The sequence below is a fragment of the Cupriavidus sp. SHE genome (assembly GCF_000812445.1).
In the GTDB taxonomy this organism is placed as follows: Bacteria; Pseudomonadota; Gammaproteobacteria; order Burkholderiales; family Burkholderiaceae; genus Cupriavidus; species Cupriavidus metallidurans.
Genome location: NZ_JWMB01000074.1, coordinates 1 through 15,198 on the forward strand (window position 1 = coordinate 1; position 15,198 = coordinate 15,198).

Below are 15,198 nucleotides of genomic sequence, written 5' to 3' on the forward strand. Positions count from 1 at the left end.
CTCGTCTTGGATCATGTTTGCGTCCGCAAAGTCTTTGCGGACGCTAGCCTGCCAACGTTCAGCCTTCAATACCAGACGTCGTCAATTGAGCGCTTACGGAAAAAGCGGTGTTGATCGAGGATCTCGAACAATCTGTTTTTCCGCACATTCGGCGCGGCGCGGTGAAGCCGGTTATGTATAAGACCTTCGATCTCGGCGATGCGCGCCGCGCGCATGCGCTGATGGACTCAGGCACGCACATCGGCAAAATTGTGCTGACTACCCAAGCGGCGCGCAGCGCTCCATAACCGTTTTCCAGCCCTTCCCTGGTACCACGGTACCGCAAGCAACGTCGAGCATCTGCATCGCGATAGCGGTGCGACCTATTACTGATCGAGTAGGTCTATGGTCGCGCCGGCCCATCGGTAAAGGGTCGGCCTTCCCCAGAGTTTCGCTGGCGTGTTCTACAGACACTGATCGACCGCTATCGCGCAACGTCCGGCGCACACTCGGAAACGGCCTTTTGTTCGCCAATATTGCAAAAGGCCACAAAGGGTCGTTCAGGGACGGCCGCGACATGGAGGTGTTGCACCGATCCATTGAATCCACATACCGATACTGGTCCTTGAGGTACTCCTTTCAACAGCCGCGGAAAGAAGCTCGCCGCGTGTCTCAAGAACGGGCCGAGGAGCAGATGAATTGGTTGGTTTGACCTCGCCGTGAGACTCCTAACGCGCCGGGGTGGCGGGGCACAAGGCTATCGCTCCTCGAGCCGGCCAAGCCCGCCGTCTGAGCCGAATCCCAGTCTCGCCTTGCATAGGACAAGGCGACCCATGCGTTCTACCACATCGAACAGCGAGTTCTGCCTCCGCCTCTCACACTGAACAGATGGTCTCGCCTATCCTGCACAAGCTTGCCGCGCTCGCGCCGAGCGGAACAGGCAGACTTTTCCGGAGACTCGCGTGTCTGACTACTACCTTTTTGCCGGCCGACTGTTCATTGCGGTTATGTACGTGCTTAGTGGCGCCAACAAGCTCCTTTTCTTCAGTCATGGGCTGGACGAGGTCAAATCGCGCAACCTGCCGTTCCCGCAACTAGCGCTGTCCGCTACGATTGCCGTCCAGCTCATTTGTGGGCTGGCCATCATGGCAGGATTCCAGACCACGACGGCGTCGCTCTTGCTGGCGCTATTCACGCTAGCGACGGCGGTGCTCTTCTATGATTTCTGGAACCAGGAGGGTGCGCAGCGTACGCTCATGTTCACCGGGTTCCTGGAACACATCAGCATCATTGGAGGTTTCGCCCTGCTGATGGGTGCTGGGCCCGGAAGATTTGTGCTGCTTCCCTAGGTTCCGACATGGAAGCAGAAGCGCTTCGGGCAGACGTGGCGACGGACAGACTGACCAGTGCATTGCGTGCATACTGGCAAGCCGATGCCGGCCGCTGGCTCCATGCCGCCAAGACCGCGCTAGCCGTGCTCATGGCCACTTGGCTAAGTATGCGACTGGAGTTATCAGCACCGCGCACCGCCATGGTTTCGGTGGTGATTCTGATGATGCATCAGCACAGCGGCATGGTGCTTGCCAGGGGTTTCTACCGCGCTGCGGGCATGCTCGTGGGCAACTCGGCGGCCTTGATGCTGTTCCATGCCTTTCCACAAGAGCGGGTGTTGTTCTTTGCCGGCCTGTCCGTCTGGATCGGCCTGTGCGTGGCTGGCGCAGCCTACTATCGCAACTACCAGTCTTACGGCTTTGTGCTGTCGGGCTATGCCACCTGCATAGCCGCGGTGCCTTCGATCAGCAATCCCTACGCCATCTTTGACAACGTGGTTGTCAGCCTCAGCGAGGTGTCGGTGGGGATCCTCTGCGCGGGCCTGGTGAGCGGCCTGGTCTTTCCACAACGAGTGAAGGCGATGCTGCTCGGCGCGGGGCGCCAACATCTGACAAGCTTCATCGGCTTTATCCGACAGGCCGTTGGCGGGGGTGAGTCCGGGGACGCTCTTGGGTTAGCCCACCTTCGCCTGATGGGCGAGCGGGCCCAGCTAGAGAGCCTGCGGAGCGCTACCGTATTCGAGGATCCGGAGATGCGGGCGAACAACGCCCTGATGATCCGCCTGAACCACGATTTCCTGGATGCCGTCGCGCGGTTCCACAGCATTCACCAACTGCAGGCGCGCGTCGCGAAGGTGGCGGATCATCGTGCCGGAGCGGCGCTCCACGCATTGTTCGAGCGTCTGCTTGCCATCCTGCCGAACGCTGAGCCAGGTACCCGCCTGAGCCTGGCACAAGTCCACGATCTTCATGCGGGCCTGCAGACCCTTCGGGCCGAACTGCCGGCGCACATCATGTCCACAAGAACTTCCTTGTCGGACGCTTCGCCCGCCACGCGCGACCGCTTTTCTGCTGGTGCACTCTTCTTCGAAGACGGCATGGCCGACCTGCTTGCGTTCACCGGCAACTTTATCGCCATACGCTCACAACATTTCCCCGGCACAGCGCCCACCAGCGATAACCGTCCCGACAAGCTGCCGAACTCTGCCAATCGCGCATTTGCCATCGCATCCGGCGTGCGCGCTGCTGTTGCCACCGTGGCCTGCTCGTGGCTTTGGATCGCCTCGGGCTGGAACAATGGCGGCTCCGCGCTTATCGCGGCGACCATCGCCATTGCCCTCTACTCGGTCATGCCGCAACCCACCACCGTTGCCAGGCACATGCTGATCGGTTGCCTGACGGCCTGGGTGGCTGGCATGGCATTCAACTTTGTCATCTTGCCGCGGGTCGACGGTTTCCCGCTGCTGGCAGTCTGCCTGGCGCCGATCATCCTTGCAGGCAGCTATCTAGGAACCTTCCCGGCGACTGCAACTATCGGACTTGGATTCGGCATCTACTTTTGCTTTCTGACGAACCTGACAAACCCTGCGCTCTACAACCCAGTGGGCTATCTGGACGCCGGCCTCGCAACACTGATGGGCATCGGAATGGCTTCACTGGCGTTCGCCACCATCGTGCCCAGCGGCAGCCGCTGGTTGGCTGATCGGTACTTGCGCCAGTTGCGTGCGCTCGTGGCCTCGAGGGTCTGCTATGGCTCCCTGAGGGGCCTGCGCCTCACCTTCGAAAGCAGTATCCGCGACTTCGTCCAGTATGCCGGCACGCGGGCGGGTAGCGGCAGGTTCAGTCGGGAGACGCTGTTGAACTGGTCCTTCGCCACGCTAGAGATCGGCCTGGCTGTGATCGACATACGGGAAGCCGTGTTGCGGCATGTCATGCCGGGACCGTGGCAAGAGCAGCAGGACCTGTTGCTAGCGGCCATCTCCGGCTTGTTCCGGAATCCTTCGACTCAAGCCCTGGAGCAGGCGCTCAGTGCGATCGATCAGGTTATCAATGAAACAGCAGCGTCCGTGGACTGGGCTGGCGGTGCGTCCGGTGCGCTCACAGCCGGCCCGGCCCGAGTGCGTGCCCAGTTGCATGTCATCCGACTTACCCTGCTGGACAGCGCATTTCCGCTTGTCGACTCGCTCGCAGGAGCGGCTACGCACCCTGTTTGAGTTGTCCATGGTATTCGCTGCCCCCACCGCCCGTCTTGTTTCCTGCTGCTGCGCGGCTGCCCTGGCGTTGGCCGGCTGCGCCGATACGGGCGGGATCGCTCCAGCGTCCACGCTCATCGATGCTGCCAGCGTTGACCCCGGAACGGCGTTGCGCGCCACCCAGCGCGATGCAGGCTGGCCACAACTAGCCTGGTGGAAACGCATGGGGGACCCCAACCTGGATGCGCTGGTGGCGCAATCTGTTGGCGGCAATCCTGATATGCGCATTGCACTGGCCCGTAGCCAATTGGCCGAGAGCGCAGCGCGCATAGCCGGCGCGGCGACTGAACCTGGCATAAGCACGGGCGGAGCCTTCGGCCGCACGCGCTTTCCGCGCCTGGCCACCCCGCAGCCCATCGGCGGCCATACCACGTGGAACAACCATGTCAGTGTCGATCTCGCCTACGACCTGGACCTGTGGGGCCGCAACCGCGCCATCCTTCAGGCCGCGCTGGACGGCGTCCAGGCGACGGCCGCAGAGGCCCGCGCAGTCCAGATCAACCTGGAAACGTCCGTTGTGAGGGCCTATGTGGATCTGGCGCTGCAGTACGCCTTGCTCGACGTAAACCAGGCAAACCTCGTGCGTCAGCGCAATATCTATGACATCGTGCACAAGCGCGCCAGCCGCGGCCTTGCTAGCGAACTGGAGGTAAGCCAGGCACAGACGCAGATTCCTGCGCTGCTCGCGCAAGTGCAGCAGTCCGAGCGGCAAGTCACGCTGGCGAAGAACCAGATTGCCATCCTCAGCGGCCAGGGCCCCGGCGCGGGCGAGAGGCTCCTTCGCCCCCATCTACTGCTGGAGACGCCGGTAGCAGTGCCGTCCTCACTACCGGCCGAACTCGTCGGGCACCGTCCCGATGTGGTGGCGCAGCGTTGGCGCGTCGAAGCCACGGCGCACGGCATCAAAGCCGCAAAGGCCGACTTTTATCCGAACATTGACCTGGTGGCGAGCATCGGGCTGGCTTCGGCCGCATTCGGTAATTTCTTTACCTTTGTCAGCCGCGACGCAGTGGGCCACAACGTCGGCGCGGCTATCTCGCTGCCTCTGTTCGATGGCGGACGAAGACAGGGAAACTACGGCGTGGCCACTGCCAGCTATGACTTGGCGGTGGAGACCTACAACAAGACTGTCCTTGCCGCCTTCCAGAGCGTGGCAGATGAGGTGATCTCGCTGCGTTCGCTTGGGGACCAACAGCAGGAAATCGAGGCATCGCTGAAATCTGCGCAGCGCGCGTATGAGCTAGCCGAGAAAGGTTACCGGGGCGGCTTCACCGATTACCTGAACGTACTCGCCACCGAAAGTGAACTCAGACGGCAGCAGCAAGCCTTGGCACTGGTGCAGGCCGCGCGGCTGGACACCTGGGCGCGCCTGATGCAGGCCCTGGGCGGGGGATTCGACGCCGCAATGGATCAAGACTGACCCAAACCGGAACCACTGCCATGCCACGCGAAATTGCCTTCTTCTCGGTGCTGATGCCGTCGCTGCTGCCGGTGTTCCTGGCTTGCGGCGTGCTGTACTGGATATTTGACCACCTGCTGGCACGCGCCGGAATGTATCGGCTGGTATGGCATCCGGCCCTGTTCCGGGTCGCGCTATTTGCCTGCCTTTTCAGCGGCATTGGACTCCTGCTTTGGGACTGATGCGCCAGAACCGCCACATGAAACTCAATCTCCAATCCCTGCTCCGCGTCCTGGCAACCTGTCTGTTGGCTACGGCTGCCATTGCCCTGGGTTATAGCCTTTGGGCCCACTACATGTACTCGCCCTGGACCCGCGACGGACGGGTACGTGCCGAAGTGATCAACATTGCCGCGGATGTCTCCGGACTGGTGGCCCGTGTGGCCGTGCGCGACAACCAGGAGATACGCAAGGGCGACCTGCTCTTCGTCATCGATCAGGAACGATTCCGCCAGGCACTTGCACAGGCCGAGGCACAGGCCCAGGCGCGAAAGGCGGAACTCGACATGCGACATCAGCAAGCCATGCGCCGGCGCGATCTGGACAGTTCGGTGATCTCCGTCGAAAGCCGCGAAGATGTCAGCGCTCAGGAGAAGCAGGCCCTGGCCAACTACCAGGCCAGCCTGGCAGCGGTGGACACAGCCAGGCTGAACCTGCAACGCAGCGAAGTACGCTCGCCGGCGGACGGCTACGTGACCAACCTCAACCTGTATGCCGGGGACTATGTAAGCGCGGGCACCGCGCGAATGGCGGTGATCGACAAGCATTCCTATTGGGTCTATGGGTACTTTGAAGAAACCAAGCTGGCCAACGTGCAGGTCGGTGCGAAAGTGGAGATCCGTCTGATGTCCGGTGGACCCTCGTTGGGAGGACACGTGGAGAGCCTCGCGCGAGGCATCGCCGACCGGGACAACCCCACCGGCGCAAACCTGCTCGCCGATGTGAATCCGGTGTTCACCTGGATCCGGCTGGCGCAGCGCGTCCCGGTGCGAATACACCTCGACGAAGAGCCTGCCGGACTGCCGCTCGCGATGGGGACAACGTGCACGATCACGGTGCAGCCGGGCAACCCGTAGGACCGTCAACGCGACGCCGCCCGCTGTTCCCGGGGCCGGCAGGCGACTTACTCAGTTCTTTAGACCTGCCAGCGCGGCGATCCGCGTGGTTTTCCGGGTCTGGTCCTCAATATAGCGGGCGAACTGCTCGGAGGTGAGCCGCATGGGCACCATGCCTTGCGCCGCGAATTTTGTCTCGACGAAATCCCGATCATTGAGGATCTCCAGGATCGTCGCGTTCAGTTTGGCCACCACCGGCTTCGGCAGCTTTGCCGGACCCAGAACACCGTAGACCGCAGAGATGTTCATCTCGCCGAAGCCGGCCTCGGTGAACGTCGGCACGTCTGGCAATGCCTGCGTGCGCTTTTCCCCGCTGACGGCCAACACCTTGAGCTTGCCGGCATCCAGGAAGCCTTGGATCGTTGGCAACGCGGGGAACGTGAACAGAATCTGGCCGCCAATGACATCGCTCACGGCCGGAGCCGAACCTTTGTACGGGACATGGGTGAGATCGGTTCCTGCCAGCTTGTTGAACAGCTCGCCCATCAGATGCGGCTGGCTGCCATTGCCGAACGAACCATAGCTGAGCGCGTGGGGCCGGTCTTTTGCGTAGGCCGTTAGCGCTTTCATGGAGTTGACCGGCAGGCTAGCCGGGACGGCCATCACCAGAGGCACATAGCCAATCGTCGCGACCGGAATAAAGTCACGCGAGACGTTATACGTCAGGCCAGGCAGGACCACCGGATTGAGCACAAATGTCGCGTCGTTGGTCAGCAGCAGCGTGTACCCGTCGGGCTTGGAGCGGGCCACCAGGTCCGCTCCGATGGCGGTATTGGCGCCACTTTTGTTTTCGACGATGACCTGCTGGCCTAGCTTCTCCGACATACGGTGCGCCAGTTGGCGGGCGATGATGTCGGTGGTGCCACCCGGCGCGTAAGGCACGATCAGACGGATCGTCTGCGTGGGGTATGTCTGAGCCTGGGCAACGCCGCCACCCAACAGCCAAGCCGTGCCGAGCATTGCAAAACGCCCCGTCCAGCGGGACGAGAGAAGGATGGCAGCAGCAGAAAACCTCGCGGTCGTACGATGGGCATGCATATGGTGTCTCCTGATTTCTTGTAAATGTGGGTGTGGGATAAGAGTGGCTTGCGCCCGCTCATAGGAACAGCCAGGGCTCGTGCCTGATTCTGTTCAGCTCGTAGCGACGGATCGCCTCCTCGTGCTGCAGCGCCAGCCCGATGTCATCCAAGCCGTTCAGCACGCAGTGCTTCTTGAATGGATCCATCGAAAAAGAAATGGCGTCGCCCGAGGGTGTCGTCACCAGTTGTGTTGCCAGATCGACATGCAGGCGGTATCCAGGCGTGGCGTCGACCTCTGCAAAAAGCCTGTCAACGACGTTAGCCTCCAGCACGATCGGCAGCAGGCCATTCTTCATGCAGTTGTTGTAGAAGATGTCCGCAAAGCTGGGGGCGATCAGCGCGCGTAGCCCGAAGTCTTCAAGGGCCCATGGCGCATGCTCACGCGACGATCCGCAACCGAAATTTTCGCGCACCAACAGCACCGAAGCACCTTGGTATCGCGGCTGGTTAAGCACGAAGTCAGGATTGCGCGGCCGCTGCGAACAGTCCTGCCCCGGCTCGCCATGGTCGAGATAGCGCCACTCGTCGAACAGATACGGACCGAATCCGCTGCGCTGGATGGATTATCGATGCAAGTAAAGATATTCCGTACCGTACGGTACCGTTATGCAAAAAAAAGCCTGTCAAAGAAACAGGCGAAGGGCTATGTCCGCGGCAGTCACGCGGACGCATGCCAACGGGTCGAGGCTACATGCAGGAATGGAGCGGCGCTTCAGCCGCGGCTCCTGCTAGCACTTACTCGGTGCGGTCGTATGAGAACTGGATGCCGGCCGTGCCACCCGTCTCGATAAACAGGTTGATGAAGGCGGGTACGGTCTCCGCGCGCGACCAGTCGCGCTGCAGTTCGCAAAACAACTGGGCCACGCTGATCATTTTTCCGCCGGCCTGCTCGATGCGACGCAGCGCTGCCTCATGCGCGGCTCCGGATGTACCGCCAACTGCATCAACCACCACATAGACTTCGAAGCCTTCGGCCAGCGCGTCGAGCGCAGGGAACGTCAGGCAGGCCTCAGTCCATAGCGCAGTCATGATGAGCTTCTTGCGGCCGGTTGCCTTTACGGCTGCGCGGAACTCAACATCCTCCCAGGAATTGATGGTCGTGCGATCGTAGGTGGGATAGTCCTTCAGCACTTTCGCGAGCTGTGGAATGGGCGGCTTGTTGAGGCCGGTCTTCACGTTCACAGTCGAATGGATGATCGGCAGCTTGTAAGCAATCGCTGCCTTCGCCGAACCAACGATGTTGTTGATCAGCAGTTGCCGGTCCATCGAGGCAATCGAGTTCACCTGCACTGGCTGATAGTCAATGACAACGAAGGCTGCGTTCTGCGGTGTAAGCAGATGGTCTTTGAGTGGGTCGCGGATGGGTTCGCTGGCCATAATAGCCTCCAAGAAAAATTGGTAAACGCTCGCCATACGGCACTGGTGCCACTTGTCCATATGGAGTTGCTGCGAGCCCTTGCAGCATATGTGAGACCGGGCTATAGCGTGATAGCCAGCCACAGAACCCGCCGTTCGATGCAGCCGAACAGCCTGAAGAAGCGCTTGCGATTGGTACGTTCGTTGCCTAGCCTGCCCTGTAGCGATGTCGCATGAAAGGGCGGAGAGCTGGCATGGACGAGGATCTCTTTGTGCTTGTGGTGCTGTACGCGAAAGCGGGCAGAGAATCGGAGCTACGCGACAAGCTCAGGGCCGTAGTGGAGCCCTCGCGCAGAGACACGGGCAACCTGCGGTATGAGTTGTTCGTGCAGCAGGACGATCCAAGGCGCTTTGTCTTTGTCGAGCATTGGGATAGTCCGCGCGCCCAAGAGGTTCACCACACGCAGACCGAGCATATTCGCCGCTTTCAGGAAGAAGGCAGCGACGCTGTGGAGCGGATTGAAGTTTCCTACCGTATGAAGCGCCTGGATTAGTTGCCCTACCCTGCGGCGGACGACTTTGCCACGATCAGGTCAATCGCAGATTTGACCAACGTGTCAATTTGCGCCTCTCCCGGGTGCTCGCCGGTGGCCAGTGTACGGTGCAGGACACCGGCAATCACCATGCTGTGGAAGAGTTGCGCAGCCACCTCGGGCGTGGCGTTCAGCTTCGTGCCGGTCGACTGCTGTCGAGCCAGATACCCAGCCACGTATTGGCAGGTGGCGAGCGGCCCTCGTGCGTACCAGACTTGGCCAATCTCCGGGAAGCGCCGCGCTTCCGCGATGATCAGTCGCAGGAACGCCAGATGGCTCTCCTCCAGTAACGACTCCAGAAAACGATTTGCAAGGTCCCGTAGGCCATTGGCTGTATTGGTGCGCGACGGCTCAAGCTTCTCCACCTTTGCCAGGAAGCGATCGCAAAGCGCCTCGACCACGGCGACAAACAGACCGTCCTTGCCGCCGAAATAGCTATAGACGTTGGTCTTTGACCCCCCACACGCCTTCACGATCTCGTCCAGGCTGACGCCATCATAGCCACGTGCCAGGAACAGCATTGCTGCGGTTTCCAGGATCGCGGCACGCTTGGCTTCTCCCCGGCGCGTAATGCGCATGGCGGGCTTCTCTACCGAAGCGGGCGATTTCAGCGTTGGCGACGAAGTGGCTTTCACAGGAAGAGTCGGGACCATATGGATGAAGGACGGCGCAGTCTACCAAAGGCGGCTGTTTGCGACACATAACGGCACCTATGTCACACCGCACAAACAAACAGTACCATACGGTACGGTTATGTTATATTGCATCCGTCGGCAGTGCCGTTGACCTCGCTCAACGAAGTCCTCTTTCAACCCGATATTGGAGTCCCAACCATGAAAGCCATCTTCCTAGCTACCACCGCCCTCCTAGTCGCGACGTCCAGCGCGCACGCAGCGCCTCGCAAGCCGGATCCCTTCACCGACGGCGGCCGCGCGAGTGCCACACAAGCGCAAATCGCCGTACGAAACACTTCGCAGCCACTTGTCGAGGAACAGTTCCGCACGCTTGCTGTTCGCAAGGCAGACCCATACACGGATGGCGCGATCAGAACTGTCGACGTCTTCACCGACGGCGCCTGATCGCGCATCATCGAATGCCAGAGCGCCGCCCCTTACCCTTAGGGGTGGTGTTTCCCTGAGCCGAACAGCATGTTTGCCGCGGTGCGCCTTATCCATACTGCTTCGCGGTGCTAGTCTTTTCCCCCTCGCATATTCCCTTCACTGCGGCCGGTTCCGCGCCGCTTGCCCCTACCGGGCCGACAGGAGATCACCATGGCGCCAGTGATGCCCATCTCGTCCGCCAGCGACAACGACATCGATACTCAGGAAACCCGTGAATGGCTGGACGCGCTGGAAGGTGTCATCGCCCACGAAGGCCCCGAGCGCGCGCATTTCCTTATTGAACAGTTGATCCGGCGCGCGCATGACGCCGGCATCTACCTGCCGTTCAGCGCCAATACGGCCTACGTGAATACGATCCCGCTCGACAATCAGGCGCACAGTGCCGGCGACCAGGGACTGGAGCACCGTATTCGTTCATTTATCCGATGGAATGCCATCGCGATGGTTTTGCGCGCGGGACGCGATACGAACGTCGGTGGACATATCGCCAGCTTTGCCTCGGCGGCGACGTTATATGAAGTCGGCTTCAACCACTTCTGGCACGCTCCGTCCGCACAGCACGGCGGCGATCTGGTGTTTTTCCAGGGCCACTCAGCGCCCGGCTTCTATGCCCGCGCCTTCCTGGAGGGTAGGCTCAGCGAGGCCCAGATGGACAAGTTTCGCCAGGAAGTCGGCGGTCAAGGTATCTCTTCCTACCCGCATCCCTGGCTGATGCCGGACTTCTGGCAGTTCCCGACCGTGTCGATGGGCCTGGGCCCGATCATGGGCATCTATCAGGCCCGCTTCATGAAATACCTGCAGGATCGCGGCTTCGGCGACCATCGCGCACGCAAGGTCTGGGTATTCTGCGGCGACGGCGAAATGGACGAGCCCGAATCCCGCGGCGCGCTGGGCATGGCCGGGCGCGAACAACTCGACAACCTGGTGTTCGTCATCAACTGCAACCTCCAACGCCTGGACGGCCCCGTGCGCGGCAATGGCAAGATCATTCAGGAACTGGAATCCGAGTTCCGCGGCGCCGGCTGGAATGTGATCAAGGTCGTATGGGGCAGTAAGTGGGACGCCCTGCTGGCTCGCGACAAGAACGGCATCCTGGCGCAACGGATGATGGCCTGCGTCGATGGTGACTACCAGACCTTCAAGTCCAAAGATGGCGCCTACGTGCGCGAACATTTCTTCAACTCCCCAGCCCTCAAGGCGCTGGTGGCGGATTGGTCCGACGACGACATCTGGCAACTCAATCGCGGCGGCCATGATCCACACAAGGTCTACGCCGCATACCACGCCGCGGCGCACCACACCGGCCAGCCCACCGTGATCCTGGCCAAGACTATCAAGGGCTATGGCATGGGCGAGGCGGGCGAGGCCCAGAACATCACCCACCAGCAAAAGCATATGCGCGTGGAAACGCTGGGACAGTTCCGCGACCGCTTCGGCCTGCCACTCACCGACGAGCAACTCGCCGATCTCAGCTACCTGAAATTCGAGGAAGGATCGCCCGAACACACCTATCTGCATCAGCGCAGACAGGCCCTTGGGGGCTACCTCCCATCGCGCCGCCGCACGGGGCCTGAACTGCCGGTACCGCCATTGTCGGCATTTGATGGGCAACTCAAGGCGAGCGGCGAAGGACGTGAGTTCTCCACCGCCATGAGCTTCGTGCGCATCCTCAATACGTTGCTACGTGACAAGGCGCTCGGCAAGCGCATCGTGCCGATTGTCTCGGACGAGTCGCGCACGTTCGGGATGGAGGGCCTGTTCCGCCAGATCGGCATCTGGTCGCAGCAGGGCCAGACCTATACGCCGCAGGACGCGTCGCAATTGAGTTTCTACAAGGAATCCAAGGACGGCCAGATCCTCCAGGAAGGGATCAACGAAGCCGGCGCCATGGCGGACTGGATTGCCGCGGCCACGTCGTACAGCACGCATGGCGAGCCGATGATCCCCTTCTTCATCTTCTATTCGATCTTCGGTTTCCAGCGCTTTGGCGATCTGGCCTGGGCTGCCGGCGACCAGCGCGCGCGCGGCTTCCTACTGGGCGGCACAGCGGGGCGCACCACGCTCAACGGCGAAGGCCTGCAGCATGAAGACGGCCACAGCCTGGTCTGGGGTGGCACCATCCCCAACTGCGTCTGCTACGACCCCACGTTCGCCTTCGAACTCGCGGTCATCATCCAGGACGGCCTGCGCCGCATGCTGCAGATGCAGGAAGACGTCTACTACTACATCACCGTGATGAACGAGAACTACGAGCATCCGGCGATGCCCGAGGGCGCGGAGCAAGACATTCTTAAGGGCATGTACGCATTCCGCCGCACAAGCAACGGCGAAGCCCCCCGCGTGCAGTTGCTGGGCGCCGGCACGATCTTCCGCGAAGTCATTGCGGCGTCAGCCATGCTGGAGCAGGACTGGGGCGTGCAGGCCGACCTGTGGGGTTGTCCCAGCTTCACCGAGCTGGCACGCCAGGGCAACGAAGTCATACGCTGGAACCTGCTGCACCCTGACGAAGCGCCGCGCGCATCGCATGTGGAACACTGCCTGGCCGATACGCGTGGCCCGGTTATCGCCGCCACCGACTATGTGCGGGCGCTGGCCGAACAGATCCGTCCGTTCGTGCCGCGTGCGTACACAGTGCTGGGTACTGACGGCTATGGCCGCTCGGATACTCGCGAACAGCTTCGTGATTTCTTCGAGGTGGACCGCCGCTGGATCACACTGGCGGCCCTGAAGGCACTGGTGGATGAAGGCACGCTGGAGCGCGGCGTACTGAGCCAGGCCATCGCCAAGTACGGCATCGATCCGGAGAAGCCCTACCCTTTGCGCGCCTGAGCCCAATTTCAACGTTTGGGCGCCTCCGCATACAGGGGTACCACTTCGGCGCTTTCCATCGACGCGCCGGGAACTTCCCACGGCGGCTGCGAAAGCGAAGCCTGCAGGAACTGCACGAGGGCCTTGAGCTTGGCCGAACCGAATGCGTTACGGGGATAGACGGCAAAGATGCCATCCTCCACCGGCGTGGCCCCTGGCTGAACCTCGATCAGCCGACCCGCCCGCAGGTCTTCCCAGACGATGAAGCGTGGCAACACGGCCAAGCCATGGCCGGCCAGCACGGCATCACGCAGCACCTCGCCGTTGTTGGCCGTGTAGATGCCCCGCGGCGTGATGGTCTTCGGCGCTTCGTCATGCGCGTCCGGCTGGAAGGTCCAGATTTGGCCCGGCAAGGAATTGCTGTATGACAGGCAGGCATGGTGGCCGATATCCTCGACGGTCCGGGGAAGTCCGGCGCGCGCCGCATAGTCCGGGCTGCAACACACCACGCGGCGACTGGGCGCAAGCTTGCGCGCGATGAGGTCGCTGTCGCGCAGCCGCGTAATGCGGATAGCCACGTCGTACCCACCGTAGGCCAGATCGACCAACCGGTCGTCCAGTTCGAGACTCAGCCGCAGCCGTGGGTTGGCGCGGCCGAATTCCGCAATGAGCGGCGACAACCAGCGTGTACCAAAGCTCATGGGCGCCAGGATGCGCAGTTCGCCACAGACTTCCTGCGCCGCCTCCGAGACACTCTGCGCGGCTTGGGTAAGCTGACTCATGGCTGCGCGCGCCTGCTCATAGAAATACCGGCCGCTCTCGGAGGGCTGCATGCGACGCGAAGAGCGCTGGAGCAACGATGCGCCGAGTTCCCGCTCCAGATCGCTGATGCGCTTGCTGACAACGGATTTGGATAACCCCATATGCCGCGCGGCTGCGCTGATTCCCCCTAGCTCGACGACCCGCAGATAGGCCTCGATCTCTTCCGTACGTAATGACATCTGTTGCTCCCCGATCACAGCATGGACATGCCTGCTAGTGGCCTTGTAAGGGTTGCAATCCGCGATGGCCATTTGCTGCATGGATGCCTACAGCTTAGTATTGGGACGACGCCGGCTGTAGATATCGAAAATGATCGGCAGAGTCCCATAAATTGAACAACCAGACATGTCCATGCAAGACCTGAACGATCTCTACTACTTCGCGCAGTCTGTGGAGCATGGTGGATTCGCCCCGGCAGGACGGGCATTGGGCATGCCAAAATCCAAGCTGAGCCGCCGTATCGCCATGTTGGAGGAACGCCTGGGCGTGCGGCTGATACAGCGCTCGACCCGCCAGTTCGCCGTCACCGAAATCGGCCGCGTCTACTACGAGCACTGCAAGGCCATGCTGATGCAGGCAGAAGCCGCGCAGGAGGCTATCGAGGTCATACAGGCCGAACCACGGGGCACCCTGCGCATGACTTGCCCGGTGGCACTCCTCCAGGTCCATGTCGGAACGATTCTCAGCGAGTTCATGGCACGGCATCCCCTGTTGACCGTTCATTTAGAGGCCACCAACCGGCGGGTCGATCCCGTTGCAGAGGCCATCGATTTAGCCATCCGCGTGCGCCCGCCTCCGCTCCAGGACAGCGACTTGGTCATCCGCGTACTGGCCGAGCGCAGCCAGTGCCTTGTTGCCAGCCCCGCGCTTGCCCAAGCCCATGGCATGCCGCCTGCCCCCGCCGAACTTTCGGACTGGCCCAGCCTGGCCATCGGGACTCCCCAGCAGGATCACACGTGGCACCTGTACGGGCCCGACGGCGTACAGGCCACGATCCATCACCGTCCACGTTTGGTGACTGGTGACATGATTGCCTTGCGCAATGCGGCAGTGGCGGGTGTAGGCGTCTGTCAGTTGCCGGTGATGATGGTGCGTGACCAACTGACGGATGGTTCCCTCGTCCGCTTGCTACCCGACTGGGCGCCTCGGCGCGAAATTCTTCATGCGGTTTTTCCCTCGCGGCGCGGCTTGCTGCCCGGCGTCAGAATGCTGATTGACTACCTCGCCGAACGATTCGAAAAAATGGAAGAAGACTAGACCAGAGATTCAAACAGCCGCACCGAG

At 61.5% G+C, this 15,198-nt stretch carries 13 protein-coding genes and 2 pseudogenes; 10 read left to right on the top strand and 5 right to left on the bottom strand.

The features are described from left to right. Positions 1 to 98 precede the first annotated feature (98 nt). The 6 genes and pseudogenes from RN01_RS29710 to RN01_RS29735 form a co-directional block, all read left to right on the top strand. Positions 99 to 287: pseudogene (locus RN01_RS29710) on the top strand (zinc-binding dehydrogenase); the annotation flags it as partial. 654 nt (positions 288 to 941) lie between these two features. Further along, entirely contained in the window at positions 942 to 1,328 is a 387-nt protein-coding gene (locus RN01_RS29715) for a DoxX family protein (RefSeq protein ID WP_017514938.1), read from the top strand. An 8-nt stretch (positions 1,329 to 1,336) separates the two neighbouring features. Continuing rightward, positions 1,337 to 3,523 (top strand): FUSC family protein, encoded by a 2,187-nt coding sequence (locus RN01_RS29720; protein WP_017514937.1) that lies wholly within the window; start codon positions 1,337 to 1,339, stop codon positions 3,521 to 3,523. Positions 3,524 to 3,530: 7 nt separating this feature from the next. After that, positions 3,531 to 4,982, top strand: coding sequence for an efflux transporter outer membrane subunit (locus tag RN01_RS29725; RefSeq protein WP_024569809.1), 1,452 nt, complete (start codon positions 3,531 to 3,533; stop codon positions 4,980 to 4,982). 20 nt (positions 4,983 to 5,002) lie between these two features. Next, on the top strand, positions 5,003 to 5,203 hold the full coding sequence (locus RN01_RS29730) for a DUF1656 domain-containing protein (protein ID WP_017515499.1): 201 nt from the start codon (positions 5,003 to 5,005) through the stop codon (positions 5,201 to 5,203). Next, positions 5,203 to 6,096: an HlyD family secretion protein gene (locus RN01_RS29735; RefSeq protein WP_017515500.1), complete on the top strand. Its 894-nt coding sequence runs from the start codon at positions 5,203 to 5,205 to the stop codon at positions 6,094 to 6,096. The genes RN01_RS29730 and RN01_RS29735 overlap by 1 nt, the downstream gene beginning before the upstream one ends. 51 nt (positions 6,097 to 6,147) lie before the next feature. Here RN01_RS29735 and RN01_RS29740 read toward each other — a convergent pair whose 3' ends face one another. From RN01_RS29740 to RN01_RS29750, 3 genes and pseudogenes are all read right to left on the bottom strand, one after another. After that, a complete protein-coding gene (locus RN01_RS29740) occupies positions 6,148 to 7,173 on the bottom strand; it encodes a tripartite tricarboxylate transporter substrate binding protein (protein ID WP_024569807.1) in 1,026 nt (341 codons plus the stop codon). Between the two features lie 58 nt (positions 7,174 to 7,231). Beyond that, positions 7,232 to 7,777 (bottom strand): annotated as a pseudogene (gene leuD, locus RN01_RS29745) (3-isopropylmalate dehydratase small subunit); the annotation flags it as partial. Positions 7,778 to 7,949: 172 nt separating this feature from the next. Next, entirely contained in the window at positions 7,950 to 8,591 is a 642-nt protein-coding gene (locus RN01_RS29750) for a hydrolase (protein ID WP_011518759.1), read from the bottom strand. A 233-nt stretch (positions 8,592 to 8,824) separates the two neighbouring features. Between RN01_RS29750 and RN01_RS29755 the strand changes: the two genes are divergently transcribed. Next, complete coding sequence (locus tag RN01_RS29755) at positions 8,825 to 9,124, top strand: putative quinol monooxygenase (protein ID WP_017513360.1); 300 nt, start codon at positions 8,825 to 8,827, stop codon at positions 9,122 to 9,124. Positions 9,125 to 9,129: 5 nt separating this feature from the next. On the opposite strand, the gene RN01_RS29760 is transcribed toward RN01_RS29755, so the two are convergent. Next, positions 9,130 to 9,741, bottom strand: a complete 612-nt coding sequence (locus RN01_RS29760; protein ID WP_017513361.1) for a TetR/AcrR family transcriptional regulator — start codon at positions 9,739 to 9,741, stop codon at positions 9,130 to 9,132. A 255-nt stretch (positions 9,742 to 9,996) separates the two neighbouring features. Between RN01_RS29760 and RN01_RS29765 the strand changes: the two genes are divergently transcribed. Both RN01_RS29765 and aceE read left to right on the top strand, forming a co-directional pair. Further along, positions 9,997 to 10,242, top strand: a complete 246-nt coding sequence (locus RN01_RS29765; RefSeq protein WP_017513362.1) for a hypothetical protein — start codon at positions 9,997 to 9,999, stop codon at positions 10,240 to 10,242. A gap of 192 nt (positions 10,243 to 10,434) precedes the next feature. Then, positions 10,435 to 13,113, top strand: coding sequence for a pyruvate dehydrogenase (acetyl-transferring), homodimeric type (gene aceE, locus RN01_RS29770; protein ID WP_029700183.1), 2,679 nt, complete (start codon positions 10,435 to 10,437; stop codon positions 13,111 to 13,113). Positions 13,114 to 13,121: 8 nt separating this feature from the next. On the opposite strand, the gene RN01_RS29775 is transcribed toward aceE, so the two are convergent. After that, positions 13,122 to 14,093, bottom strand: coding sequence for a LysR family transcriptional regulator (locus RN01_RS29775; protein WP_017513364.1), 972 nt, complete (start codon positions 14,091 to 14,093; stop codon positions 13,122 to 13,124). A 172-nt stretch (positions 14,094 to 14,265) separates the two neighbouring features. Here RN01_RS29775 and RN01_RS29780 point away from each other — a divergent pair, with 172 nt between their 5' ends. Further along, positions 14,266 to 15,171 carry a LysR family transcriptional regulator gene (locus tag RN01_RS29780; protein WP_024569804.1) on the top strand — a complete coding sequence of 302 codons (906 nt, stop codon included), beginning with the start codon at positions 14,266 to 14,268 and terminating at the stop codon, positions 15,169 to 15,171. The last annotated feature ends 27 nt before the right edge of the window (positions 15,172 to 15,198 follow it).